This is a genomic window from Robbsia andropogonis (assembly GCF_034047095.1).
GTDB lineage: Bacteria > Pseudomonadota > Gammaproteobacteria > Burkholderiales > Burkholderiaceae > Robbsia > Robbsia andropogonis.
The window spans coordinates 25,946-52,306 of record NZ_CP139169.1 but is presented as its reverse complement, the minus strand read 5'-3'; the positions used below and the strand labels follow the sequence as shown (position 1 = coordinate 52,306).

At 55.6% G+C, this 26,361-nt stretch carries 17 protein-coding genes and 5 pseudogenes; 15 read left to right on the top strand and 7 right to left on the bottom strand.

The genetic code is table 11. The features are described 5' to 3' along the window. Positions 1 to 22 precede the first annotated feature (22 nt). Positions 23 to 1,522, bottom strand: coding sequence for a MocR-like pyridoxine biosynthesis transcription factor PdxR (gene pdxR / locus SJQ66_RS12925; protein WP_320534510.1), 1,500 nt, complete (start codon positions 1,520 to 1,522; stop codon positions 23 to 25). A 104-nt stretch (positions 1,523 to 1,626) separates the two neighbouring features. On the opposite strand from pdxR, the gene SJQ66_RS12920 reads away from it, so the two are divergent. The 6 genes from SJQ66_RS12920 (at position 1,627) to SJQ66_RS12895 (ending at position 8,527) form a co-directional block, all read left to right on the top strand. Further along, a complete protein-coding gene (locus SJQ66_RS12920) occupies positions 1,627 to 2,082 on the top strand; it encodes a GNAT family N-acetyltransferase (RefSeq protein WP_320534509.1) in 456 nt (151 codons plus the stop codon). 189 nt (positions 2,083 to 2,271) lie between these two features. Beyond that, entirely contained in the window at positions 2,272 to 3,681 is a 1,410-nt protein-coding gene (locus tag SJQ66_RS12915) for a diaminobutyrate--2-oxoglutarate transaminase family protein (protein ID WP_320534508.1), read from the top strand. A gap of 61 nt (positions 3,682 to 3,742) precedes the next feature. Then, on the top strand, positions 3,743 to 5,242 hold the full coding sequence (locus SJQ66_RS12910) for a pyridoxal phosphate-dependent decarboxylase family protein (RefSeq protein ID WP_320534507.1): 1,500 nt from the start codon (positions 3,743 to 3,745) through the stop codon (positions 5,240 to 5,242). Further along, on the top strand, positions 5,239 to 6,657 hold the full coding sequence (locus SJQ66_RS12905; protein ID WP_320534506.1) for a lysine N(6)-hydroxylase/L-ornithine N(5)-oxygenase family protein: 1,419 nt from the start codon (positions 5,239 to 5,241) through the stop codon (positions 6,655 to 6,657). Before SJQ66_RS12910 ends, SJQ66_RS12905 begins: the two co-directional genes overlap by 4 nt. A gap of 20 nt (positions 6,658 to 6,677) precedes the next feature. Beyond that, a complete protein-coding gene (locus SJQ66_RS12900) occupies positions 6,678 to 8,168 on the top strand; it encodes a methionine--tRNA ligase (protein WP_320534505.1) in 1,491 nt (496 codons plus the stop codon). Further along, entirely contained in the window at positions 8,165 to 8,527 is a 363-nt protein-coding gene (locus SJQ66_RS12895; RefSeq protein ID WP_320534504.1) for a cupin domain-containing protein, read from the top strand. The genes SJQ66_RS12900 and SJQ66_RS12895 overlap by 4 nt, the downstream gene beginning before the upstream one ends. An 80-nt stretch (positions 8,528 to 8,607) precedes the next feature. Here SJQ66_RS12895 and SJQ66_RS12890 read toward each other — a convergent pair whose 3' ends face one another. Continuing rightward, positions 8,608 to 9,333, bottom strand: a complete 726-nt coding sequence (locus tag SJQ66_RS12890; protein ID WP_320534503.1) for an IS6 family transposase — start codon at positions 9,331 to 9,333, stop codon at positions 8,608 to 8,610. 43 nt (positions 9,334 to 9,376) lie between these two features. On the opposite strand from SJQ66_RS12890, the pseudogene SJQ66_RS12885 reads away from it, so the two are divergent. Continuing rightward, positions 9,377 to 9,885 (top strand): annotated as a pseudogene (locus SJQ66_RS12885) (IS5 family transposase); the annotation flags it as partial. On the opposite strand, the gene xopQ reads toward SJQ66_RS12885, so the two are convergent. Then, complete coding sequence (xopQ, locus tag SJQ66_RS12880; RefSeq protein WP_407691511.1) at positions 9,852 to 11,174, bottom strand: type III secretion system effector XopQ; 1,323 nt, start codon at positions 11,172 to 11,174, stop codon at positions 9,852 to 9,854. The pseudogene SJQ66_RS12885 and the gene xopQ overlap by 34 nt on opposite strands. A gap of 663 nt (positions 11,175 to 11,837) precedes the next feature. Here xopQ and SJQ66_RS12875 point away from each other — a divergent pair. The 3 genes and pseudogenes from SJQ66_RS12875 to SJQ66_RS29700 all read left to right on the top strand — a co-directional run. Beyond that, a pseudogene (locus tag SJQ66_RS12875) lies at positions 11,838 to 11,993 on the top strand (IS6 family transposase); the annotation flags it as partial. A 62-nt stretch (positions 11,994 to 12,055) separates the two neighbouring features. Further along, the gene (locus SJQ66_RS12870; protein WP_407691510.1) at positions 12,056 to 12,733 is read left to right on the top strand and encodes an IS6 family transposase; all 678 of its coding nucleotides are present in this window, start codon (positions 12,056 to 12,058) and stop codon (positions 12,731 to 12,733) included. A 214-nt stretch (positions 12,734 to 12,947) separates the two neighbouring features. Next, positions 12,948 to 13,313: pseudogene (locus tag SJQ66_RS29700) on the top strand (helix-turn-helix domain-containing protein); the annotation flags it as partial. Between the two features lie 13 nt (positions 13,314 to 13,326). Here the strand turns inward: SJQ66_RS29700 and SJQ66_RS12860 are convergent. After that, the gene (locus SJQ66_RS12860; RefSeq protein WP_320534433.1) at positions 13,327 to 14,469 is read right to left on the bottom strand and encodes an IS30 family transposase; all 1,143 of its coding nucleotides are present in this window, start codon (positions 14,467 to 14,469) and stop codon (positions 13,327 to 13,329) included. Between the two features lie 64 nt (positions 14,470 to 14,533). Here SJQ66_RS12860 and SJQ66_RS12855 point away from each other — a divergent pair. Further along, a pseudogene (locus SJQ66_RS12855) lies at positions 14,534 to 15,313 on the top strand (IS30 family transposase); the annotation flags it as partial. On the opposite strand, the gene SJQ66_RS12850 reads toward SJQ66_RS12855, so the two are convergent. Both SJQ66_RS12850 and SJQ66_RS12845 read right to left on the bottom strand, forming a co-directional pair. Further along, positions 15,221 to 19,291: a C80 family cysteine peptidase gene (locus SJQ66_RS12850; protein WP_320534499.1), complete on the bottom strand. Its 4,071-nt coding sequence runs from the start codon at positions 19,289 to 19,291 to the stop codon at positions 15,221 to 15,223. The pseudogene SJQ66_RS12855 and the gene SJQ66_RS12850 sit on opposite strands and share 93 nt — an antisense overlap. Before the next feature lie 92 nt (positions 19,292 to 19,383). Then, on the bottom strand, positions 19,384 to 19,620 hold the full coding sequence (locus SJQ66_RS12845) for a DDE-type integrase/transposase/recombinase (protein ID WP_407691509.1): 237 nt from the start codon (positions 19,618 to 19,620) through the stop codon (positions 19,384 to 19,386). Between the two features lie 381 nt (positions 19,621 to 20,001). On the opposite strand from SJQ66_RS12845, the pseudogene SJQ66_RS12840 reads away from it, so the two are divergent. From SJQ66_RS12840 to SJQ66_RS12830, 3 genes and pseudogenes are all read left to right on the top strand, one after another. Next, positions 20,002 to 20,701: pseudogene (locus tag SJQ66_RS12840) on the top strand (IS6 family transposase). 111 nt (positions 20,702 to 20,812) lie between these two features. Then, a protein-coding gene (locus SJQ66_RS12835) for an IS6 family transposase (protein ID WP_320534498.1) occupies positions 20,813 to 21,513 on the top strand; the annotation gives its coding sequence in 2 pieces (ribosomal slippage) (positions 20,813 to 20,900 and positions 20,900 to 21,513; 702 coding nt in all). Positions 21,514 to 22,393: 880 nt separating this feature from the next. Next, on the top strand, positions 22,394 to 23,926 hold the full coding sequence (locus tag SJQ66_RS12830) for an ISNCY family transposase (protein WP_320534497.1): 1,533 nt from the start codon (positions 22,394 to 22,396) through the stop codon (positions 23,924 to 23,926). Between the two features lie 557 nt (positions 23,927 to 24,483). Here SJQ66_RS12830 and SJQ66_RS12825 read toward each other — a convergent pair. Continuing rightward, positions 24,484 to 25,545: a HoxN/HupN/NixA family nickel/cobalt transporter gene (locus tag SJQ66_RS12825; RefSeq protein ID WP_320534496.1), complete on the bottom strand. Its 1,062-nt coding sequence runs from the start codon at positions 25,543 to 25,545 to the stop codon at positions 24,484 to 24,486. A 352-nt stretch (positions 25,546 to 25,897) separates the two neighbouring features. On the opposite strand from SJQ66_RS12825, the gene SJQ66_RS12820 reads away from it, so the two are divergent. Next, positions 25,898 to 26,278, top strand: coding sequence for a DUF2946 family protein (locus SJQ66_RS12820; RefSeq protein ID WP_320534495.1), 381 nt, complete (start codon positions 25,898 to 25,900; stop codon positions 26,276 to 26,278). The last annotated feature ends 83 nt before the right edge of the window (positions 26,279 to 26,361 follow it).

Here is a 26,361-nt window from a genome sequence, read left to right as displayed (position 1 = left end):
CAGAACCGTTGGTGGCGGGCGGTCATGAGATAGCGCGCCTGGCGTGCTTGGGCTCGTTATTGCCGACGCGTTCATGCTGCTCGATGGCGGCACCGAACTGCGCCGCGGCTTGCTCGATGATCGCGTCGCGCAATCCCGAGTAACCCAATACGAATCCGTTATACATCCGGCCGTCACCGACCCGATAGCTGCTAAGCGGCTGGAGCATTAGACCGAAGCCCGACGCAACGCGGGCAATTTCAATGTCTTGGAGCGGCAACAAGATCTCTGACGAAAGATGCATGCCGCCCTGGCTCTCCTGCACGCTCAGGCTTGAACCGAGGTGGCGAGCCAGTGCAGCTTTGAGGCAGCTGCGGCGGTGGGCATACAACGTCCTCATGCGGCGCAAATGTCGCGCGAACAGACCGCTGTCGATAAATTCGGCCATAGCCAATTGCTCGGCCGGATGACCACGATGCACGAGTTCACGCAACGTGTGGGTGACGCGGTTCACCAGCATGGGCGGTACGACCATGAAGCCAAGCCGCAACGCGGGAAACATCGTCTTGCTGAACGTCCCGAGGTAGCAGACAGGCGCATTGGCAAACAAGCTCTGGATGGCGGGGAGCGGCTGTCCGTCGCGCCGGAATTCGCTGTCGTAGTCGTCTTCTATAATCCAGGCGCCGCATGCGCGAGCTCTTTCGGCGAGCGCGCTGCGCCGCCGCGTGCTCATCAGCCGGCCAAGCGGATACTGGTGGGATGGGGTCACGTAAATCAGCTTTGGAGGATGCTTTCGCCACTGGTCTTCGGTCGGTGCGAGTCCTTCGTGATCGACCTCAATGGGCACGACTTGCAGGCCAGTCGATCGGAAAGCAGTTCGTGCGCCGTTGTAGCAGGGGTTTTCCAACCAGCCGTACTCACCGGGATTCGCCAGCATGCGTGCGCACAGTTCCAGGCTGCTCTGGGTGCCGTCCGTGATGAAAACCTGCTCGATATCGCAACGCACGCCCCGGGAAATACGGATATAGGCCGCAACGGCCTTGCGTAATTCCGGCATGCCTTCGGCTGGTCCGTAGGCGAGATGCGCGGACTTGATGTTTCTCCATTCGCGCTCCACGCAGCGGCGCCATTGAACGAGCGGAAATTCCTCAAGCGATGGCAGCCCCGGTACGAATGGCAACATCGTGTCGGGTTCGGGGTTGGGATTCTCCAGTCCCATAACTCGATCGGCTAGGCGAAACGATTGCAAACAGCTTTCGCTTTCCTGGCTCGCATGAATCTTTCCGTCCCACGCGGTGACCGTGCCGTTTCGCGTGGCCACCACGAAACCTTCTTCCGCAAGCCTTTCGTAGGCATAGACCACGGAATTTCTCGCGATGTCAAGTTCTACCGCGAGTGTGCGCGTCGACACGAGCCGTGTGCCCGCGGGGATCTGCCCATCCATCAGCATGTCACGTAAGCATTTGTAAAGCGCTTCCTGCTGGCTTTGCCCGACCACACTTTTCTGTGCAGAGAATGATGATACTAGCGACGCTAGGTCCATATTGTGGTTCTAAACTTTTTTGAGGTAGTGGATCTTTTTCGGTGCCATTAAGCGCAGTATCATTCGCACTCCGACGCTGATGGTCGCTAACCAGATAATTCCGAATGAATTCAACGAACGTTAGAAAATATCAACCCGGAGACTTGGACGGGGTGGCACGACTATTTAATGAATACCGAATTTTTTATGGGCATAACTCGGACATTGGTCTCGCAGTCCGTTTCATATCGGACAGAATAGCAAATACTGAATCAGTCATTTTTGTAGCTGATGCCGACAGCGGGCCACTGGTCGGCCTGTGCCAACTATACCCGACGTTTTGCTCGGTAGCGGCCGCACCCATTTACATTTTATATGATCTCTTCGTCGCACCCAACGCCCGCCGTGCCGGTCTGGCGAAGCAGCTTCTGCTGGCAGCCATCGAGCAGGCGTCGACTGATGGCAAGGCCCGTGTGGATTTGACTACAGCCAAGCAGAATTTCGGTGCTCAGGCGCTATACGAAAGTCTCGGCTGGAAGCGTGACGAGATTTTCTATACCTACAGCCTTTCGATTCAATAAGGTTGCCCGGGTGCGCAATGTCGCGGGCATTGCGCGTCCGTTTCATGTCAAAGGTTTAAATGCTCGCCTGGCGTGGAACCCCGAGCAAGGCTCCCCGCATATGCTGCGCCTGGATAACGAGAGGTAAATTTTCAATGGACTCAATGTAAAACGGTTGGCAGAGTCTGTTCGCTTGTGGATAACAAGCCAATGAGTAAATTCATTCCGAGTGGGACGATGCAGAAATTTAAAGCGAGCAATACAACCAATCGGTATTTCTTGGATCGGCAGGCCAAGTTCGAATCGAATGCGCGCAGCTATCCGCGCAAAATACCGATCGCTATCCGCTCTGCAAGTGGTTCCTACATAACGGACGTTGAGGGTCGTCGATATCTGGATTGTTTGGCCGGCGCGGGCACACTCGCACTGGGGCACAACCACCCGGATGTCACCGAGGCAATCGGGGCGGTATTGCAAAGCGGCTTGCCCCTGCACACGCTTGACCTGACCACCCCGCTGAAGGATGAATTTTCGGAGAAGCTGCTCGGTCTGTTACCAGGCAATGCGTCCGACTGGCGACTGCACTTCTGCGGACCGACCGGGGCCGACGCGGTTGAAGCAGCATTGAAGTTGGCCAAGACGGCAACGGGACACGCGACGATTCTTAGTTTTTCAGGCGGTTACCACGGCATGACGCATGGTGCGCTGAGCGTGACCGGCAGCTTGGCACCGAAGCGCTCCGTATTGTCGCTGATGCCCGGCGTGCAATTCATGCCGTTCCCGTATAGCTACCGTTGCCCGCTCGGCTTGGGCGGTGCGCAAGCCGAGAACGCGCTTGCCACTTACCTGGAGTGCTTTCTCGACGACGTCGAAAGCGGTGTCACGCAACCGGCTGCGGTCATCGTTGAAGCGGTCCAGGGTGAAGGCGGGGTGATTCCCGCTCCAGATGCATGGCTGCGGCGCTTGCGAGCGGCAACGCAGGCGCGCGGCGTCGCGCTGATCCTCGACGAAGTACAGGCCGGCATTGGCCGCACCGGCGACTGGTTCGCATTCGAACGGTCCGGCGTCGTCCCCGATATGATCGTAATTTCCAAAGCGGTCGGAGGAGGGCTACCGCTTGCGGTGCTGGCTTATCGCAAGCAATGGGACGAATGGCTGCCGGGCGCTCACACTGGCACGTTCCGCGGCAATCAGTTGGCGATGGCGGCCGGCCTCACCACTATGCGCGTGATGGAGCGGGATGGAGTGTTGTCGCAAGTCGTCTCACGTGGCGAGCAATTGCGTGCCGGAGTTGACAAGCTTGCCGGCAAGCATGCCTGCATCGGCGATATTCGCGGCCGTGGCCTGATGTTCGGTATTGAAATCGTTGATAGGGCGCAGCCCGCCGACCCGCTAGGCAGCTATCCCGCCAATCCGGCACTGGCTACGCGCGTTCAGGCCGAGTGCTTCGCCAACGGGCTGATCCTCGAGCGCGGTGGCCGACATGGCACCGTGTTGCGTATGCTTCCGCCCCTGAACATCACTCAAGCTGAACTCTGCTGCGCCCTTGAGCGGCTCGATCACGCATTGTCCAGCGCGACGGAGAGCAAACCAGCAACCGAGGGGGCAGAACATGCGTAACAGCTCACTGGAAAGTCTGACGTCTTGTGGTGCAGGAAGCGGACAGCGGTACCGATTCGTGATGAACGAAGCGGTGCGGATGGCAGGCGCGTGGCTTGAAGAAGGAATTCTGTTCAACGGCGACACGCCCCAAGCACTTGGCGCTCGCCTGAGAGCTATCGAGGTACTGCCTCAAGTAGGCGTCGGCGACATACAAGCACTCACTGATGCGGCGCAAATCGTGCTCTCCCGGAGCTTGCAGGTTCATCATCCACTTTGCATCGCTCATTTGCATTGTCCGACGACTTTGAGCGCGCAAGGAGCCGAGGTGCTGATCAACGCTGCCAACCAATCAATGGACTCGTGGGACCAAAGTCCTGCAGCGACGGTACTCGAGCAGCACATGCTGTCGTGGCTACGCGATCGCATAGGCTACGGCACGGAGGATGCGGGCGTGTTTACGAGCGGCGGGACGCAGAGCAATTTGATGGCTCTGCTGCTGGCGCGCGACCATGCGGTCGCTGCACATTGGAAGCGTTCGGTACGCGAGCTGGGTTTGCCCGCCGATGCCGCTCGGCTCAAGGTGATGTGCTCGGAAAAGGCCCATTTTTCCGTGCGCCAGGCACTTTATCTGCTTGGGCTCGGCGGCGATGCATGCATCAATGTTCCGGCCGATCGCTACGATCGCATCGATATGGGGGCGCTCGAGGAGGCGCTTAAAAAAGCTGCGGACCGCGGCCAGATCGTGTTCGCGATCGTGGCGACCGCCGGCACCACTGATGCAGGCGCTATTGATCCGCTCTCCAGCCTGGCAGATTGCGCCGCGATGTATGGCATTTGGCTGCACGTCGATGCCGCGTGGGGCGGAGCCCTTCTGCTGTCAGAGAAATACCGGGGTCAACTGAATGGATTCGAGCGCGCCGACTCGGTCACTCTCGACTTCCACAAGCACTTCTTCCAGCCAATCAGCTGTAGCGCATTCTTGCTTAGAGACGGCCACCATTTCAACGCAATGCGGGAGCATGCCGATTATCTCAATCCTGCTGAAGACGAAGCGCTCGGGATCCCCAATCTGGTCGACCGGTCGCTTCAGACAACACGCCGGTTCGATGCGCTGAAACTGTGGACGAGCCTGCGCAGCCTCGGTGCGCGCCGCTTCAGCGAACTTGTCGACGCTGGTATTGACCTTGCGCGCGAAGTCGCCAAGACCCTCGAAGCTGACCCAGCGTTCGAGCTGATCCAGCCTCCCCAACTTGCCAGTGTCCTGTTCAGGCTTCGGGCGCCACATATAGACGAGCTTGAGCGCGACGCGCTTAACCAATCGGTGGCGTATGGGCTGCTGAACCAGGGGGTGGCCAACTTGGGCGTGACGCGCCGTGATGGCCGGACAGCTCTGAAAATGACGTTGCTCAATCCTGCCACCGATATGTTGCATATCGTCGATCTCATGCGGCACCTTAAGCGCTTGGCCATCGAATACGAGACGCAGACCATAAACGGTCCCCACGCCCAATCTCGTCCGCTGGTCCCGGAGGGAGTGGCGGTGTCATCAGTTGGGACGGCCTTGCGGGAGACCGCATGACTAGATTCATGGAATCCACACTGGTGCCCACGGGCATTCTAGACGTGGTCGGCGTCGGCGTTGGCCCGTTCAATCTGAGCCTGGCGGCACTGCTCGCTGAAGCGGGGCTCGACCGCGCGGTATTTCTCGAACGCAAGCCGAGTTTCAGTTGGCATCCAGGCATGTTGCTTGAGGGAGCCACGCTACAGGTGCCGTTTCTTGCCGACTTGGTGAGTCTCGTCGCGCCAACCAGCCGCTTCGGTTTTCTGAGCTACCTGCAAGCTCATGACCGTCTGTATAAGTTCTACTTCTTCGAGAATTTTCATATCCCGCGCCGGGAGTATGACCACTATTGCCAATGGGTCAGCAATCAGCTTACGAGCCTGCATTTCGGAAGCGAAGTTGTAGGCGTGGACGTGATGGACGATTGCTATCGCGTCACTACGCGGGAAGCGCACGAGGAACGCGTCTATTACGGCCGAAACCTCGTGCTCGGCACCGGGACACAACCATGGTTGCCGGCGTGCCTGCAGACGCTCGCACGACGATTTCCGGGAAAGATCATGCATACAGCCGACTACGCGGATCGCTTCGATATCGCGGGAAAACAGCAGGTGCTGGTGCTCGGATCGGGCCAGTCCGCGGCTGAGGTGGTGCATACAATGCTCGACAAGCAGTTCAATGACGAAAACGTGGCGCAATTCGACTTGCACTGGTATACGCGAGCCGCGGGCTTTCTGCCGATGGAATATTCAAAGTTGGGGCTCGAGCATTTCACGCCGGACTACACCACGTATTTCCACGGGCTTCCCCAAGACGTCAAGGACCGCGTGGTGCCTCAGCAAGGTCTCTTCTACAAGGGCATCAGCTTCAAGACCATAGCGGATATCTACGACCGCCTTTACCACCGCAGTGCCGGCGGTACGCCTGTTCCAGTACACTTGCGTGCTTATAGCGAATTGCGGCAAGTGGAGCCGACGGTGAACGGACAGCTCGACGCACAGTTCGTGCACCTCCAGACGGGGCGCGTATTTTCGATTGCGGTCGACGCAATCATAGCCGGCTCGGGCTACCGCTACTCGTTGCCATCGTGTCTCAGTGGACTCGGCGACAAACTGAACCTCGACGCATCGAAACGCTTAAAGATCGACGCCGGCTACCGGGTAGATCATCGTGGTCCCGGACAGATCTTTATCCAGAACGGGGAGTTGCACACACACGGTATTGGCGCGCCGGACCTCGGTCTCGGCGCTTGGCGGGCAGCACGAATCGCCAACCAGATTGCCGCGCGTGAACTGTATCGCCTGCCATCGAGGGTTGCATTTCAGGAATTCGGAGCGGGTGCTGATATCGGGATTGACCTTGTCGCCGGCCCGAACTTCGGCATCGGCTCGGGCGATACGTCGCCAGCGAGCCGTGCCTCTACTGTTTCATAGTCGAATATCGAGGTTGTTTGATGACCGCTTACGCCACTTATGTGCTCATCCCAGTGATGCCGACACCGAATGGCCCGCTCCATCTTGGTCACGTCGCGGGCCCGTTTCTCAAGATGGACATGCTCGCGCGGCACTTGCGACGCAATGGTGCAACGGTCGCGCTCGTCTCGGCGACCGACCCCTACGAGACCCACGTGCTGCCTCGCGCCGAAGAACATGACAAGCCAGTCGAGCAGATCTGTGCCGACTACCATCGGGGGATTGCCGGCTGCCTTGAGGCACTCGATATTCGCTACGACGCGTTTCTCAATCCGCTCGATCCACCGTACCGGGCGCGCCTTCACAGCATCACTTGCGAGGTACTTGCCGATCTGGACACGCAAGGCCTGCTGCAGCCATACGACGAACTTGTCCACATCAGCGGTCGGAGCGGGCGGATGATCGTCGGCAGTAGGATCGCCGGCACTTGCCCTTCCTGCGGCGTTGAAATGGGTGGCTACCACTGCGAGGCATGCGGCATAGAAGTGTCGCCGCGCGATCTAATCGCCCCGCGAGCGGAACCGGCCGACGCCACCATCGAGGTCACCGAGCGGGCCAGCGTTTTTCTCGATGCAGACGTCCCTGCGCTCACGCAGCGGATGCTGGAGATGCGGGTGCCGGCCGACGTCCGGCGTATCGCGGCGCGATTTATGCGGACTTCGGCTGGCAAGGTGCGGCTGTCGAATCCCGGCGAGTGGGGAGAGCCTTGGCCTGATGCGCGGGCCTCCGCGCCTTCGGTCGTGTTCACCTATACGGCGCTGTTCATGTTGTCGCTGCTCTGCGGCGAAGTCGCGCAAGACATCCTGGCGCTTGAGCGCAATCCGTTCGATGTGGCCTCTGGCACCGTGAACGTGACTAGCTTCGGCTTTGACAATACGGTGCCGTTCTGCGTGGGCGTGGAGACACTCGCGCAGCGTAGCCGCCTCTACCGCGGCTTCGATCGTTATCTAACGAATTTCTTCTACACGCTCGACGGCCGCAAGTTTTCGACGAGCCGTCAGCATTGCATCTGGGCCGACCAAGCGGTGCGGGAGTTGGGCGCATCGTCCGACGTGCTGCGCTATTTCCTCGCAAAAACCAGTCCGGAGGCCGGGCCGAGCGATTTTTCCCGCGATGGCTTCCAAGCGTTCCGCCGCATCGTCGAGCCCCGCTTGGCGCAGATGCAATCCGCTCTCGATGTCGGGCGGAGCGATGACGCAGTCGATCCGTATGCGGACACGCTCGCGCGACTCGTGGCCGACATGGATGCGACTTTCGACGTCGATCATTTCAGCGTGCGAGCGGCAACGCGTTGCATCGACCAATGGCTCGCGCTGGAATGGCGGCCACAGGCTGCCAGGCAGTATGTGCGCGGATTCTGCGTTCTTGCTTATCCGGTTATGCCGGGTGTCGCGTCGGCGCTGTGGAAGAAACTTGGATACTCGTGTTCCCCTAGCTACGTGGCCATCGCAGCATTGGAGGAACCCGTATGAACGGTCTTCACGATCCAGTCCTGTCGCCTATCGTCCTGGCTTTCCAGGCGCCCCACGTTTGGGAAACGGGTTTGCGTGTAGAAGAAATTGATTTCGGCTCTTTGCGCGCGGGCACCACGTTCGAGGCATCACGTTTCGAGGTTGCCATTGGCGGTTTTTCTCCGCCAGAAGAGCACCCGGAGCGAGAGATATGGATGATCGCAGCCGGGACTGGTAGGCTCTATTACCGCGGCGAAGTCACGGATGTGCGAAGCGGAGATTGCCTGACGTTCGATCCGAACACCGAGCATAGCGTGCATAACACCGGGGGCGAGCCGTTGCGCATCTTCTCCGTCTGGTGGACCGAGCGCGGGGCGTGAGGGTTCTGTCGCAATAAGAACTGAGGGCATTGTCACGTTGAGGATGATTAAGCGAAAAAGAGGCGCTTTACGGCTATTGCTTAAAGCGCAGACGGATTTTGGCCCTGGAGTGTCAAGTGATGCCACGATTCCAAGCGCAGCGTAAGCTCGCGACGATGTTCGGCTGCACAAATCAGGTGTCGTTTCAGAGCGAAATGCTGTCGAATCGGGCCGAAGTTCGAGAGGAAGCCCTGGGCACGTCGCCGATCTCTTAAGCCGCGCATGCGGCGCTCGCGTTCACGTGTTGGTTGATGGCTATTTTCGGCGCGGTTATTCACGCGTGCGGCAGCACGTACGAAGATGTGCTTCGTCTTGGCCAGCGCGGGCACTCGGGCTTTGGCAGCCGGATAGCTACGAAGCTGATCGGTCACGATGACGCGCGGTGCCGGGTGGTTGCGCAAAATCCTCATGAAGAACTGTTTGGCTGCGGCAGTATCTCGATGCTTTTGCAACAGGATGTCGAGTTCGCGACCGTGTTCGTCGACGGCACGCCATAGCCAGTAAGGCTCACCACGCAGACGCACGAACATTTCGTCCAGATGCCAGGTTTTGGCGATACGGCCGTTGATCTTTACCTGTGCGGCAAACCGGGCGCCGAATTTATCGCACCACCGCCGTATCGATTCGTAGCTGACGATCACGCCGCGCTCGAGCAATAATTCTTCGATGTCGCGCAGGCTCAGCGAGAATCGAAAGTACCAGCGCACCGCAAGGCTGATGATGGCAGGTGGGAAACGATGGCCGCGGTAAATAGATGAGCTTTTCATGTGCCAAGCTTACCCGAACGCCTCGACAACGTGACAATGCCGCCCGAACCCCACGGATCGCGCGCGTCCGGGTTCCAAGCATCACATCCTCGTAGACGCCAACGGCATTCCCGTCGTCGCCATCCTCACTGGCGCGAACACCAACGACGTTGCGCAACTGCTGCCGCTCGTCGAGGCGATTGCGCCGATTCGAGGCGAGCGTGGCCGACCCCTTAAAAAGCCTGGGATCGTCTACGCCGATCGTGGCTACGACTCCAAACGACATCGTCGCGCACTGCGCGAACGTGGCACAAGCCCGTGATCGCAAAGCGCCGTACCGAGCACGGTAGTGGACTCGGCACGTATCGTTGGGTCGTCGAACGCACTCACTCTTGGCTCCACAGTTTCCGCCGTCTACGCATTCGCTTCGATCGTCGCGCTGACATTCACGAAGCGTTCCTGAAACTTGGCTGCTCGCTCATCTGTTGGAAAATCTTCAGGCGTGCTAAGCACAACTTTCGAACTGGCCTCTTAAATAGTCAGAAATGCTGTGGCATATGTGGTTCAACATGATTCTCCGTCGACTGGGCAAGCGCGGACTTTACTAGAGCGGACATCAATAACTTCGCCTTCTCTGGATACGCAACCTCGTCTGAACCTATCTGCTCTACGCGACTGAATCCTTCTGCTTGAATAGCCTTTGGTTTAAATAGCAGTTTTGCCGCGTTAGGCACTGAAGCCAGTAATGTCAGAGGATCATACAGGTTCAGTTTCGTCACCTTAGGCCAGATAGCATCAAAGGACACATTGTTTTTATTGTCGTGTTGTCCTACATCGATTTGTGAGTTCGGCATGAACGTACGGAAGAACCAAGCGTTATCCAGGCCAGGAAGTAATCCATTTTGAATTCCCTCCCATAGGCCTTTTAGGGCACTCTTTTGAACATCTCTCAAGTATTGGCCCACTGGATGTCCACTCATTGCCATTCCTTCGTAGAATGATGGTGAAACGGCGGTTTTGTAGGCGGCCTCCTTTGTCACGATACGTAATGGAATGCCAAGCTCCTGTGCTTTGCGATAAAGACTGCGGGCAGCATCCAAGTCGGTGACGTTATTGTAGGCACGTGCATCAGGCTGTATAAAACCATCTGCGTCCTTTAAAGGCTCCACTCCGCCCATAATGGTGATATCGTCAACGCGCTCGCGCATAATCTCTGGGCAAGTAGTGATAAGCCCATTGAGATCACCCATGCCTGCGATCACGACAATACTAAGCGGATGTGGCGCATGCTTTAGGCGCAATCTCATATCCTGCAAGCTGTCACGATGAATTTCACTAGATGCGGCACGTAAAGCATGACCTTCTCGTAAAAACTTGGCATGCTCTTTAGACTGCAGCGGGTTCATTCTGTAATCTTGACCACGCGACACATGCACATCAGGCAATCGAAGTTTATTAAATACTCCCTTCGCCATCTCAGCACGTTGACATCGAACTTCAGCATCACCCAGCGTCGTAACCACATCCTTGATCTGTATAAAGCCTTCAATCTGCAGTTGCCTTCCCAAAGTATAAGCGACGACATCATCTGGATCTTTATTCGGGTCGCTAAAAAACCATACATCTTTCGGTAACTGTGGCTTTTGTGATCGCAGATCATTGATGGCAATGGTTTCGTCTGGGGTCAGACGATAGTCCGATGCGCTCAATTGTGCAAGTATTGTGTTTCGCGCCGCAATCAGCGAATCCGGCGGGCTTTCCAAGCGCCCCAAAATAGCACGACTTAGGCTTGCTTTCGGGGCGGAAGCCGACGTCAATCCGCATTCCGATTGGGTATAGGCTTGTTCGCTGGGCGACCGTATATCCGGGGAATGCCGGTCCACGGTTGAAGGAAGGTCGAAAACAGGCGTGTGCGCAGAATTTTGTAATGTATCGGTGAATGTGGGCTGTCCTGCAAGGGGAAGCGAAAACGTGCGCCTGAAGCGGTTTGTTGTCTGACGCTGTACAAAGGATGGCAAGGGTTCGGGGAACCTGGCGGAGTAGGAGACCAGTCGCCGGGACGGCCCTGAACCGGCGGTGCTAGCCGAGCCGAGAAAAGCGACTTGCTCGTTTGGGCCAGGCGATGACGTGAAGGCGTTATCATCCGGCGACTGCGGCTGGTTCGTGCGATTGATGTGCATTGTAAGGACGGAATTTTTTAGTTGGAAGAAAACCTGGATATTATTGGACTTGGCTAATTCCAGCGCTAGTCATTACGCGCCTTTCGATATTGATCTCACCTCTTCATTTTAACGAGTGGCGTTTATGGCATTAGCGTGTGCGGCGAACAGCTTGCTCCGAAAGCGCAATTGGCCGGTTTTGCGTACACTTCGCCCGGTAGGCGGCTACTCACCAGTAGGCTACGAGCTAATGGCAAGACTGGTGTATGGGCAGTCTAAAGGCGCGTGATTTCAAGCGGCGAGTTTCTGCTGAACCGGTTGATCGGGCATTGTCACGTTGTCGAGGCGTTCGGATAAGCTTGGCACATGAAAACCTCGTCTAGTTACCGCGGCCATCGTTTCCCACCTGCCATCATCAGCCTTGCGGTGCGATGGTACTTTCGCTTCTCGCTGAGCTTGCGCGACATCGAAGAATTATTGCTCGAGCGCGGCGTGATCGTCAGCTACGAATCAATACGGCGGTCTGTTATTCTAAAGGCCCCGAGCGAACAATCAGATCCATGAAGCAAAAGCTGACTGCGGCGATGGTGAAAGTGTTTAAACGGCTCTACTATCCGCTGGACGTGATGCTCCTATGTGTACGTTGGTATGTTGCGTATCCGTTGAGCTTACGGCACCTCGAAGAGATGATGGCAGAGCGCGGAATTGCTGTGGACCATTCGACCGTCCATCGCTGGGCGATCAAACTATTGCCGCTACTTGAAAAAGCGTTCCGGCGGTGCAAACGCACGGTGGGCAGAAGCTGGAGGATGGACGAGACATACGTTCGAATCGGGGGTGAGTGGCGATATCTGTACCGGGCCGTCGACAAAGCCGGCAACACCGTTGATTTACTGCTGCGAGCCCGCCGGGACAAGGTGGCCGCGCAGGCATATTTAGAGCGGGCAATCGCGCTAAACGGCGAACCCGAGACCGTGACGATTGATAAGAGCGGATCGAACCTCGCCGCTTTGAAAGCGATCAAAGCCAATCGGGAAATACCGATTAAGATTCGCCAGCAAAAGTATCTCAACAACATTGTTGAACAGGATCATCGCGCGATAAAACGTCGAACGCGGCCTATGACGGGTTTCAAGAATTTTCGCTGCGCACGCATGATCCTTGGTGGAATCGAGACAATGCACATGGTTCGCAAAGGTCAGATGAGCTACTGCGCTAAGGCACGCTCGACTTCTCAGAAATTCAACTCCTTATTTGTATAAGTATTCCTCTGCATATAGACATTCTTACACCATCCAGTTCTTATTGCGACATAACCGCTGATTCCGGTGGCACCCCGAAATCGGTCACGATGAACCGGAATACCCAGCCACGACAGTTCTTATCGCGACAGCCGCCCCTAAAATCGCCAAGGGCGGATTCAACCGGTCACTGCAACACCCCGATATTGATTGTTATAAAATCTGAGGTGTTGTCATGGCGAGCATATTTGGCCCGATGACGGATGCACGTAAGACCCGTATCTGGACTTTATGGCGAGGCGGCATTCCGATGAGCGAGATTGCGCGGGACATCGCAAAACCACCGGCGACGGTGTATTCGTACTTGCTTTACCACGGCGGGATTGAGCCTCGACAGCATATTCGCAGGCAGGGCAGTTTATCGCTGGAAGAGCGAGAGACTATTTCTCGGGAACTAGCGAGCGGTGCGAGCATGCGATCAATCGCTAAGAGCTTGAATCGGTCCGCCTCGACGATATCGCGCGAGATATCGCGTAACGGCGGCATTACTCGGTATCGCGCCTGCCATGCAGAGGCTGCTTTCTTCAAGCGATGTAAGCGGCGGATTCAACCGGTCACTGCAACGCGGCTTGAAGAACCTGTGCCGGGGTTTTGAACTTCAAGGTTTTTCTGGGTCTCGTGTTCAGCTTTTCCGCAATCTTGTCTAACTCCTTCTGCGAGAAGCCCGAAAGACAAGTGCCTTTCGGGAAATACTGACGCAGCAGTCCGTTAGTATTCTCGTTCGTGCCGCGCTGCCAGGGGCTGCTGGGGTCACAGAAGTAGACCGCCATATCAGTGGCAAGTGAGAACGCCTTATGCGCAGACAGTTCCTGACCTCTGTCCCAGGTAAGACTCTTCGATAACTCTCGGGGTAGTTTGTGCATCTGTCCGGCAAGAGCCTCTATCACGGTGAGTGCGCCTTTGTTCTTTACCTTGCATAACAGCGTAAATCGAGAATGTCGCTCAACAATTGTTGCGATCGCGCTGTTCAGCGAACCGACGATCAAATCACCTTCCCAGTGACCGGGTATCGCGCGATCTTCAATTTCAGCTGGACGCTCCCGAATTGAAACCGCTCCTTGAATGTTCCCGCGACTCGGCGTCTGGTGGTTTCTGGCACGCCGGAACATACGCTTCATACGAAGATGCTTTTTTAATTCTTCACGCAATACGCCACGCGTTTGAATAAAAAGGGACTTGTAGATCGTCTCGTGCGAAATACTCATGCCAACACCGGTCCCATTTTCCTGTCTCAGCCAGCCCGAAATCTGCTCAGGCGACCAATCCTGCTTCAGCAACGCGATAACCTGTCGACACAGCTTCGGATACCGGCGTAACAACAACGATTTAGGCCGCTTACATCGCTTGAAGAAAGCAGCCTCTGCATGGCAGGCGCGATACCGAGTAATGCCGCCGTTACGCGATATCTCGCGCGATATCGTCGAGGCGGACCGATTCAAGCTCTTAGCGATTGATCGCATGCTCGCACCGCTCGCTAGTTCCCGAGAAATAGTCTCTCGCTCTTCCAGCGATAAACTGCCCTGCCTGCGAATATGCTGTCGAGGCTCAATCCCGCCGTGGTAAAGCAAGTACGAATACACCGTCGCCGGTGGTTTTGCGATGTCCCGCGCAATCTCGCTCATCGGAATGCCGCCTCGCCATAAAGTCCAGATACGGGTCTTACGTGCATCCGTCATCGGGCCAAATATGCTCGCCATGACAACACCTCAGATTTTATAACAATCAATATCGGGGTGTTGCAGTGACCGGTTGAATCCGCCGCGGCCTAAATCGTTGTTGTTACGCCGGTATCCGAAGCTGTGTCGACAGGTTATCGCGTTGCTGAAGCAGGATTGGTCGCCTGAGCAGATTTCGGGCTGGCTGAGACAGGAAAATGGGACCGGTGTTGGCATGAGTATTTCGCACGAGACGATCTACAAGTCCCTTTTTATTCAAACGCGTGGCGTATTGCGTGAAGAATTAAAAAAGCATCTTCGTATGAAGCGTATGTTCCGGCGTGCCAGAAACCACCAGACGCCGAGTCGCGGGAACATTCAAGGAGCGGTTTCAATTCGGGAGCGTCCAGCTGAAATTGAAGATCGCGCGATACCCGGTCACTGGGAAGGTGATTTGATCGTCGGTTCGCTGAACAGCGCGATCGCAACAATTGTTGAGCGACATTCTCGATTTACGCTGTTATGCAAGGTAAAGAACAAAGGCGCACTCACCGTGATAGAGGCTCTTGCCGGACAGATGCACAAACTACCCCGAGAGTTATCGAAGAGTCTTACCTGGGACAGAGGTCAGGAACTGTCTGCGCATAAGGCGTTCTCACTTGCCACTGATATGGCGGTTTACTTCTGTGACCCCAGCAGCCCCTGGCAGCGCGGCACGAACGAGAATACTAACGGACTGCTGCGTCAGTATTTCCCGAAAGGCACTTGTCTTTCGGGCTTCTCGCAGAAGGAGTTAGACAAGATTGCGGAAAAGCTGAACACGAGACCCAGAAAAACCTTGAAGTTCAAAACCCCGGCACAGGTTCTTCAAGCCGCGTTGCAGTGACCGGTTGAATCCGCCAGGATTGAAAATTGAGATTGGGTAGCACGTTGGCATGTCTGGCGCTTCTGATGATCGCTGGTCTTGTTTTTGACTCGGTTTGGCAACATTCGCTACTGGATGGTGGGTAGAAAGTTTTGATCTTCTCAATACCGCCAATTCCAGAGGGCTCAAGGTGGCAGTGGATGCGACACGAGGTGGCGTAATATGCGGGGACGATATACCTGTTTGCCTCGCCGGCAGTCTGGTATCAATCTGCATCTGCACAGTGTGCGCTTGCGCATGCAATTGGCCACGATCGTCAACGGCAAGCGTGACTTTTCTCAGATTGGCAGGCTCACGGCCTGCATCGTTCCATAAGACCGTCTGCTTTCGCCCTTGCTTGTTGACAACGACTTCCCCATTGATACCCGAGACAGGTACGGAAATTCCTTTTTCATACAAGGCCTGTGCAAATCGCCCAGCTAACGACTCTGATGCCGCAGTGAGATTGTTGATCTCAGGTGCTGTGTAACATACACCGGTCAAGCTGATCTTGCGAGGGGCTGGGATACCTAGATCCCCAAGCAGCGCGACCAGAGAATCGGCTAGGATCTCTGGTCGTTGCGCTGCCATTGTCCCATCCTCGCGGAAATGTCCGACCAGCACACACTTAGCTTGCTGATGCACTTTCAAGGTGAGGGGATCGATCAGCGGGCCGCCAGGTGTGCTCACCGCTCGCCACTGCTTGCTCTCCGGATTCCATTCGATACACAAGGTCTCGCCAACATGTTTTTCGCACAACAGGCGGGCGGCTTGTGTCGATTTATCGTCCGCTTCCATTACCACCACAATACGGGCATATGGCGTTGAGGCATCGGCTACTACTGAATTCTGGGCTGGGGCGAATGAAAACGGTTGTCGCAGATGAACTTCAGCCTGACCCGTAGTTTTAGGAAAGGGGGCGCTTCTCACAACACGGTTGCGATTCGGCAACTCCAGAAGATTGTTTAGGTGTAGATCAGTGACCAGCTCAGAGAATCGGCCACCGGCAGAGCCCAATGCGCGAGTAATATCTTCTGCTGTAAAGCGTTGCCGTAACAATTGGAATTCTGAGGGCCCCTGGTCAACTCCTGGCGACGTTACAAATCTCTGAAGTTGTTGTGTCAATTCGCCGAAATTACTTCCGGCGCCGTCGAGAATATGCGCAATCTGATCCGCGCTTAGTCCCGCGTCTCTGATATGTTGGAAGACCGACGGTGCTCCATGGGGTCCCGGGCGTATAAAGTCTTGCAGATCTTGCACGATGTGGTCGAAATTGCCGCCCGCGCCATGCAAGACACTGGCGATGTTGTTCGTGCTTAGGCCCGCCGCGTTGAGCAGCTGGAGCACCGACTGATCGCCAAGATGTGCCTGCGGCGTGGCCAGATTGGTGAGCCCGTTGACGATGGGCAGAAAATTGCCGCCCGCGCCATGCAAGACACTGGCGATGTTGTTCGTGCTCAGGCCCGCCGCGTTGAACAGCTGGAGCCCTGACTGATCTCCAAGATATGCCTGCGGCGTAGCCAGCTCGGTGAGCCCGTTGACAATGGACAGAAAATTGCCGCCCGCGCTACTTAGGATACTGGCGATGTTGTTAGTGCTCAGGCCAGCCTCGTTGAATAGTTGGAACACAGATTGATTGCCAAGATGTGCTTGCGGCGAAGCCAGCTCGGTGAGGCCATTGACAATGGGCAGGAAATTGCCGCCTGCGCTACTCAGAATACTGGCGATGTTGTTCGTACTCAGGCCTGCCGAGTTCAACAGCTGGAGCACAGATTGATTGCCAAGATGTGCTTGCGGCGAGGCTAGATCGGTGAGCCCGTTGACGATGGGTAGGAAATTGCCGCCCGCGCTACTTAGGATACTGGCGATGTTGTTAGTGCTCAGGCCAGCCTCGTTGAATAGTTGGAACACAGATTGATTGCCAAGATGTGCTTGCGGCGAAGCCAGCTCGGTGAGGCCATTGACAATGGGCAGGAAATTGCCGCCTGCGCTACTCAGAATACTGGCGATGTTGTTCGTACTCAGGCCTGCCGAGTTCAACAGCTGGAGCACAGATTGATTGCCAAGATGTGCTTGCGGCGAGGCTAGATTGGTGAGCCCGTTGACGATGGGCAGGAAATTGCCGCCCGCGCCACTCAGAATACTGGCGATGTTGTTGGTGCTCAGGCCCGCCGCGTTGAACAGCTGGAGCACCGACTGGTTACCGAGATGTGCCTGCGGCGTGGCCAGATTGGTGAGCCCGTTGACGATGGGCAGGAAATTGCCGCCCGCGCCATTTAAAATACTGGCGATGTTTGTCGTACTCAAGCCGGTTGCATTGAACAGCTGTAGCACCGACTGATCGCCAAGATATGCCTGCGGCGTAGCAAGCTCGGTGAGCCCGTTGACGATAGACAGAAAATTGCCTCCCGCGCGATGCAACACACTGGCGATGTTGCTCGTGCTCAGGCCTGCTGTGTCGAACAGCTGTAGCACTGACTTCCCCCCAAGATATGCTTGCGGCGAAGCCAGCTCGGTGAGGCCATTGACAATGGGCAGAAAATTGCCGCCCGCGCTACTCAGAATACTGGCGACGTTGTTCGTACTCAGGCCTGCCGCATTGTACAGCTGGAGCAGCGACTGATCGCCAAGACATACTTGCGGCGAGGCCAGATTCGTGAGCCCGTTGATGATGGGTAGAAAATTGCCACCCACGCCATGTAACACACTGGCGATATTGTTCGTACTCAGGCCTGCCGCATTAAACAGCTCGAGCACCGACTGATCGCCAAGATGTGCATGAGGCGTGGCCAGATTGGTGAGCCCGTTGACGATGGGCAGAAAATTGCCGCCCGCGCCATTTAAAATACTGGCGATGTTATTCGTGCTCAGACCTGCCGCGTTAAACAACTTGAGCACCGACTGATCGCCAAGATATGCCTGCGGCGTAGCCAGCTCGGTGAGTCCGTTGACGATGGGCAGGAAATTGCCGCCCGCGCCATTTAAAATACTAGCGAAGTTCTTCGTACTCAGGCCTGCCGCGTTGAACAGCTGGAGGACCGACTGATCCCCAAGATATGCCTGCGGCGTAGTTAGCTCGGTGAGTCCATTGACAATGGGCTGAAAATTACCGCCCGCTCTACTCAGAATACTTGCAATGTTGTTCGTACTCAGGCCTGCCGCGTTGAACAACTGGAGCACTGACTGGTTATCGAGGTGTGCTTGCGGTGCGCTCAGATTGGTGAGCCCGTTAACGATGGACAGAAAATTGCCGCCCGCGCTACTCAAAATACTTGCGATGTTGTTCGTACTCAGGCCTGCCGCGTTCAAAAGCTGGAGCGCCGACTGGTTGTTGAGGTATGCTTGCGGGCTGGCCAGATTTATGAGTCCGTTGACGATGGGTAGGAAATTACCGCCCGCTTTACTCAGAATACTGGCGATGTTGTTTGTGCTTAGGCCTGCCTGATTCAACACAGCGACTGGCGACTGAAACTGTCCGGGCGGCACTTCCACCAGCGCGCTGATGTTCCCGACATTGGCGATGAAGTTCTCCGCCGAACCGCTGAGCATGCTCGCGATATTTTTAGGTTGAAATCCAGCGTCGATAAACGCCGCAATTGGGGCGTGTCCACCTTGTGGGGTGGGTGAGCTTAGCCGGCTAATCTCGTTGACGATAGATATGAACGTATTGTGATTGCCATATGCCTTATCCAACATACTCGAAATGTTGGCGTCACTAAAGCGCTGGGCGCGAGGCAGTTGAGGATTTTTGATGACGTCAACGAGCTCATTTAATGCCTGCAATCGCGCCTGCAAATTGATTCCGGATCTTTGCAGCACGGTCGTGGCTCTCTTCGTGTCAAAAAATGCCTGCAAGGCGACACTGGCATTGGATAAAATGTGCTGCTGAGCAATAGGCGTCTGGTGGCTACCACGACCGTTTATTCTTTTAAGCTGCTGTTCATTAAAGTTCCATGGCATGGCGATATTCCTCTGAGGGGGACGGTGGCTGTAAAGGGTTCTGTCGCAATAAGAACTAGATGGTGTAAGAACGTCTATATGTATAGGATTACTTATGCAAATAAGGAGTTGAATTGCTGAGCAGGTGAGCCTGCCTTAGCGCAGCCACTCATCTGACCTTTACGAATCATGTGCATGGTCTCGATTCCACCAAGGATGACGCGTGCATAGCGAAAAGTCTTAAAGCCCATCATTGGCCGCGCGCGACGTTTGATCGCGCGGTGATCCTGTTCAACAATGCCGTTTAGATACTTTTTCTGGAACCGGATCGAACTCGTGTCGCTGCGCATAATCCGGTGCTGAGCATAATCGCGAATATGCGAAGCTTCGCATATTCGCGAATCCGAGTCACCCTCGAACAGGCTTATAGTATTACGGCTGCCTTCGGGCCTCGAACTTAACGCCAATGCTTCGTTGAGCGACAAACAACTTCGCTGAGCCGCGCCACGCGGTTTGCAACTTCGCGGGCGATATGCACCTCCCGACCGAAGCAGAAGAGTCGACATGTCAAAAATATCGGCGGAAGGGGGCGTCAAGGCGCCTGCTGAATTCGTAGAGTCCGCTTCCGGCGAAGCTGTTGGCGCGCGAATTCCCGTGCATGCGAAGGCTAAAGGTTCTGTCGCAATAAGGCGGTCTGTTATTCTGAATACCCCGTGCGAACAATCAGATCCATGAAGCAAAAGCTGACTGCGGCGATGTCGAAAGTGTTTAAACGGCTCCACTATCCGCTGGACGTGATGCTCCTATGTGTGCGTTGGTATGTTGCGTATCCGTTGAGCTTACGACACCTCGAAGAGATGATGGCAGAGCGCGGTATTGCTGTGGACCATTCGACCGTCCATCGCTGGGCGATCAAACTATTGCCGCTACTTAAAAAAGCGTTCCGGCGGTGCAAACGCACGTTGGGCAGAAGCTGGAGGATGGACGAGACCTACGTTCGAATCGGGGGGAGTGGCGATATCTCTACCGGGCTGTCGGCAAAGCTGGAAACACGGTTGATTTTCTGCTACGAGCCCGCCGGGACAAGGCTGCCGCGCAGGCTTATTTCGAGAAGGCAATCGCGGTAAACCGCGAACCCGAGACCGTGACGATCGATAGAGCGGATCGAACCTCGCAGCATTGAAAGCGATCAACGCCAATCGGGAAATACAGATCAAGATTCGCCAGCAAAAGTATCTAAACAACATTGTCGAACAGGATCACCGCGCGATCAAACGTCGAACGCGGCCCATGATGGGCTTTAAGAGTTTTCGCTGCGCGCGCATCATCCTTGGTGGAATCGAGACCATGCACATGATTCGCAAAGGTCAGATGAACAGCGGCGCTAAGGCACTCTCGCCCGCCCAGCAATTCAACTCCTTAGTTGTATAAGTAGTACTATACATATAGGCGTTTTTTCCACCACTCAGTTCTTATGGTTCTGGTGCAAATAGGCGGTGTGAATCGGTTAAAGTATTGAACCTAACAATCAGGTTATCGCTGATGGGCAAGCCAAAAGGTCAGAGCGGGCTGTTTGATGGCCGACATTTTGATCGCGAAATCATCATTCTGTGCGTGCGCTGGTACCTCGCTACAAGCTCAGCCGGCGCGATCTGGTGGAAATGATGGCCGAGCGCGGTTTATCGCTGGCTCATACCACCATCATGCGCTTTATCCCGGAGCTGGTTGAACGCTGGAACCGCATCGCGATCCCTGCGGGCGGCTCGTGGCGGGTTGATGAGACCTATATGAGGATTCGTGGCAAATGGTTTTACCTGTACCGGGCTGTCGATCGAGATGGCCAGACGGTGGACTTCTTCAGGGCCAAACGCGATGTCGCAGCAGCCGAAGCCTTTTTTCGCAAGGCGATCATGCACCAGGGGCAGCCACCAGAGACTATCACGCTCGATGGTTACGCTGCCTCGCACCGCGCGGTGCGCGAGATGAAGGCCGATGGGCTGCTGCCTGAACACACAAAAGTCCGATCCTCGAAGTATCTGAACAATATGATTGAGCAAGACCATCGAAACATCAAGTCCAGAATGAACGTGATGCTCGGCTTCAAACGGTTCAGAAATTCCTTGGCAACGATCTCAGGCATCGAATTGATGTATCGCATTCGCAAGGGCCAGTTCGATCTGACTAAACTCGGTATCGAGGATGCCGCTCCGCCTTCCGTATGGAGTGCTGCTCTGTCTTCTTGATCAGATATCCTACATATATTTACGTTCTCAAAAATCTTACCTATTTGCACCAGAACCCGGTGGATAGTGCAGCCATCTAAACAGGTTTCCCATGCGCGGAGTCAGATTTTGTTTCAGGGATCGCATAGTTCAATTTGGATATCCAGAATACGAAAGCGCGTTATTACGACAAAATCTCCATAGCATTAATCGTGAAAATCTGAAAGACTATTCATTTAGGCATTACGATAAAGATGAAAATAAATTTTTTGAATAGTATTATGCCGCGTGGAATTCGAACGCCTTACTTCGCATCCCGAGACCGCTGGCAAATACCTGCTGGCAGCAAAGAAAAAATACAAACTGCCGTTCAAGTCTGTTTTTCGTAATACTGATCCTAAGCCCGGGCTGTAAATCGGAAAACCGGGTCATCTGCGCCATGGCAGTTCATTTGGTGTACCGTTTTCCACCAGCATCAAGCAACTTAATCGAGGCTTATCCTTTGAAGCGTTTATCATTGGTTCTGTTAGCTTTCCTCGCTAGCTGCGCTAGCTCTGGCGTCGTTCCTCTCGATAATGACAGGTTTATGATTTCTAAGAATACGGCAAAATTCGGCGGTGGTATTTCAGCGTCTGCCGCGTCCGAGGTAAACAAAGAAGCGAGCGACTTCTGCGCCAGGGAAGGGAAAAAAGTACAGGCCGTTGATCTGCAACTAACCCCCGGCCGTGCAGGCTCGTTGGGAAATGTAACCCTCCAATTTCGATGTATCTGATTTAACATAATTATATTTAGCAATCCTTTTGGTGTAGGTCCAAAATTCAGAGGTCGTGTTTCTCCCAAGTACAGATGTCGTTTTCTTGACCTACATTGGTCGGTGTAGCCCACCCAGGGAGCGCCGAGCATGGATGCGAGTGAGACGATTACCATGAGTATTTGTGAATTGGATCGGCTGAAGGTTATTCAGGCCGTACATGAGCGACGGTTAAAGCCTGGTCAGGCTGCGCAACGACTCGCGCTGAGTGTTCGCCAAGTCGAGCGCCTAGTAAAGCGCTTTGACGCATTGGGTGCTGTGGGTTTGGTTTCTGGTAAGCGTGGCCGTCGGAGTAATCACCAGCTTCCCGACGGGCTAGTTTGCCGCGCCGTGGCGTTGCTCCGCGAACGTTACGCCGATTTTGGGCCAACGTTGGCGTGCGAGAAGTTGCGCGAAGCGCATGGCATGGTTATATCGGTAGAGACGGTCAGAACGCTGATGAGGGCCGCAGGCTTATGGATTCCGCGTAAAGAGCGTCCGCCCAAGGTATATCAGCCGCGCAATCGCCGTGCGTGTTACGGCGAGTTGATACAGATCGACGGCAGCGACCACTATTGGTTCGAAGATCGGGCGCCGTCGTGCACGCTGCTGGTGTTTATCGACGACGCAACGGGCAAGCTGATGACGTTGCATTTTACCGAGACCGAATCGACGTTCAGCTATTTTGAGGCGTTGCAAAAGTACTTGGTTGCGCACGGCAAACCGGTGGCGTTGTACAGCGATAAATTCAGCGTTTTTTACGTCAAGAATCGGGCTAGCACGGCGGGCAAAGGCGTCACGCAGTTCGGCCGGGCCACGTATGAGCTTAATATCGAGACGTTTTGCGCGAATACGAGTCAAGCCAAGGGGCGCGTCGAGCGCGCGAATAAGACCCTGCAAGATCGCCTGGTGAAGGAATTGCGACTGCGCGACATCAAGACCAAAGAGGCAGCCAATGTCTATGCGCCCTCCTTCATCGCGGACTTTAATCAGCGTTTTGGCAAGGTGCCGAAGCGCGATTATGACGCGCATCGGCAGGTACGCGCCGATGAAGATTTGCGACAGATCCTGGCCTATCGGGAGCCGCGCAAGGTGTCTCAGGCGCTGACGCTGCAATACGACCGGGTGCTGTACATGCTACAAGATACGATCAGCAATCGGCGACTGATTGGCCGTTATATTGAGGTGGTCGAGTACCCGGACGGGGTGATCGAGGTGCAAGCTGATGGCGTAGTGGTGCCCTACCGCGAATACGATCGCATCACACGCATCGATCAAGCGGCGGAGGTGGAGAATAAGCGTTTATCGGCTGCCTTGGACGTGGCGCGGGCGTTGCAATCGTTACGGGACGATCGGCGCAGCTCGAACGCGCCTTCGCGGGCACATCGCGGCGAGATGGTGAATGCGAAGAAAGCGATTGAAGGTTTGAAGAGACAGCGCGCGATCACGATTGCCGACTATGGTAATGCGGTGCAACAATTCACGCAAAAAGCCCAAGCTGAACGGAAAAACCAAGCCAAAACCCAAAACAAAACCCGACATCTCTATTTAGCGGACGACACGACATCTGAACATTGCGACGACATTTGGTGTAGAAAATTTTTAGTAATGTCTGGTTTTCCTCAAACGGACCCCGTCCAGTAGCTATCTGCACCTTTGCAGCCACCGTAACGAGCGCCGGTTAGCGGTCAAAAGAAATTCTGAGCCGTACCCTATTTCGGACGCCAGCTGACCTTTGTTTGTCTGTCTGTCCGTCAGCGGTCGCTGGGGGAGTAGGTAGCGAGTGACGCAAATGGCCGGGGATCCGGCAGTTCACTGCGATACTGCAGTCGACAGCTATTCGGCCGAAACGGTCGCTCAGTGTGAGCGCTACCAATGTCTAAAGCGGGCTAGCAAGCGGTCGTTAATGATATGGCAGGTGAAAATCGCGGACGGCGGTCGCTTATCGACCCTGAGCGGTTTTATCCAGCCTCCTGATGCGGCGGCCGTTTGCCTGCGCAGACCGGGCACTCGAACCATCAATGCGGACTCACCTTCGTTAACGAAGCGGTTCTATAAACCAACCAAACACCGGCGCGCCGTCCCTGTGCTTTTCGCCCGGCAGCTGCGAAAGGCTGCCCGTCGAGCCACATGGTTTATCGTGTGACTTGACGGCAACTAGAGCGCGGAGGCACCTTCGTTCACCTGCGGCATGAGTCGGATCAGACTTGCTGACTCGTCTGCACCTCGTCAAGACGCCTCATTCTGTAAATGACGAGCGAGGCTATCCAGCTCAGCACAAAGATGCCAATGATGATGTAGCCGAGCGTGCCGAAGTTGTCGTTGAGCGAACCAATTGCGTTCCACGCTGGACCTTTCAGAGCGAACTGGTCTGCGAGCAGTCCGAGTGCCTCAATACCGCCGATCACCACTGCGACCACAATCGAAACGAGTGTGATCGTCATGTTGTAGTAGATCTTGCGCAAGGGTTTCTCGTAGGCCCAACCATAGGCACCCAGCATCAGATGGCCGTCGAGCGTGTCGACGAGGGACATCCCTGCGCTAAAGAGTACCGGAAAGACCATGATGGCCCACGGCGAAAGGCCCTTTGCTGCCTGAGTCGCTGCGATGCCGAGCAGACTGATTTCGGTTGCGGTATCGAAACCGAGACCGAACAGGAATCCGATTGGATACATGTGCCAGCCACGCGTCACGAGGCGAAAAAGCGGGCGGAAGAGGCGGGCAATGAGCCCCCGGTTTGCGAGCAGCATATCGAAGTCGTCATCGATATACGAGCCGCCTGCGCGGACATGCTTCCACGCGCGAAAGATGCCGCGCAGGATCAGGAAGTTCATGAGCGCGAGTGCGAAAAGGAAGAATGCCGAAACGAGCGTGCTGACTATTCCGCCAATTTCCTTGAAGTTGTCGAACCGTCCCTGAAGGGCAGACGTTGTCAGTGCGACGGCAACTGCGGCGAGCACTACCACTGTCGAATGGCCGAGCGAAAAGAAGAAGCCAACGGCGACGGGGCGCTTCCTTTCCTGCATCAGCTTGCGCGTCACGTTGTCGATGGCCGCAATGTGGTCGGCGTCGACGGCATGACGTAGCCCGAAGCCATACGCGAGCAAGGCCGTCCCAAGCAGAACGGGGTACGCGTGAAAGGCAACGAGTGCCCACACCCACGCGAGTACGTTGATGGCGATGAGCACGCCGTAAATGCCGAACAACTTGCTGCGGACTTTCGAGTCCGAGTCGTTGAAAATCTGGCGTAGATGGTCAAGCATCGTTAAACTCCCGGAATTATCGCGTTCCGTGTCAGGGTGAAGGATGACACTGAGAGGTCTGGCTCCGGGAAACTGACCGATATTCGGCTTCCCCCAATACAGTGGCGCGACCGCGCCGGAATCTCACCGGCTTCCCGCAGTGTCCGTGTTTAGGCATGGCCAGATGCGCTTATACATCACTGATACCGAAAAGTCGATTGCTTCGTGGGGCGTACGGATTCAGTAAGCGTCCCCGAATGCTTTCGCATTGCTTCTATTTTCGGGCTCGGATAATCCGCTGGATCACAGCCGAGGATCATTTCCCTGGCGTGGCATAATCCATAGCCTCCGCTTTCCATTTAATACGCGCGCCATGTACCGCGTTCGCCTCCATCGCCTTGGCTGCCTGCTGGGATTGCTTGCAATCCTGTTGGTGACGCTCGCGCCGGTGGTCTCGCAGGTGCTCGCGTCGCATCACCGTCTCAGTGATGCGCTGGCTACCTATTGCTCAGCCGATGACAAAGTTGGGTCGTCGACACATGACAGCAAGCCTGCGCACGGAGTTGCTCCGCATTGGCAGGCCTGCGCTTATTGCAGCGTGGTCGGGCATGTCCCGACGCTGCCCGGCAGTGCGGCTGGGCTCGCCGCACCGCTCGCCGCAAAGACGATGCCGGCCACCGTTGCGTCGGTCGCCGTTCGTGCTGGTGTAACCCACACGGTAGCGCAACCCAGGGCGCCCCCGGTTTTCTCCTGATCCCGTTTATGACTTGCAAATCTGCCGCTTTGCGCTTGCCGCAAGCGGCAGCTTGTCGCGCTTCTGCGCGACAGCATCGAACG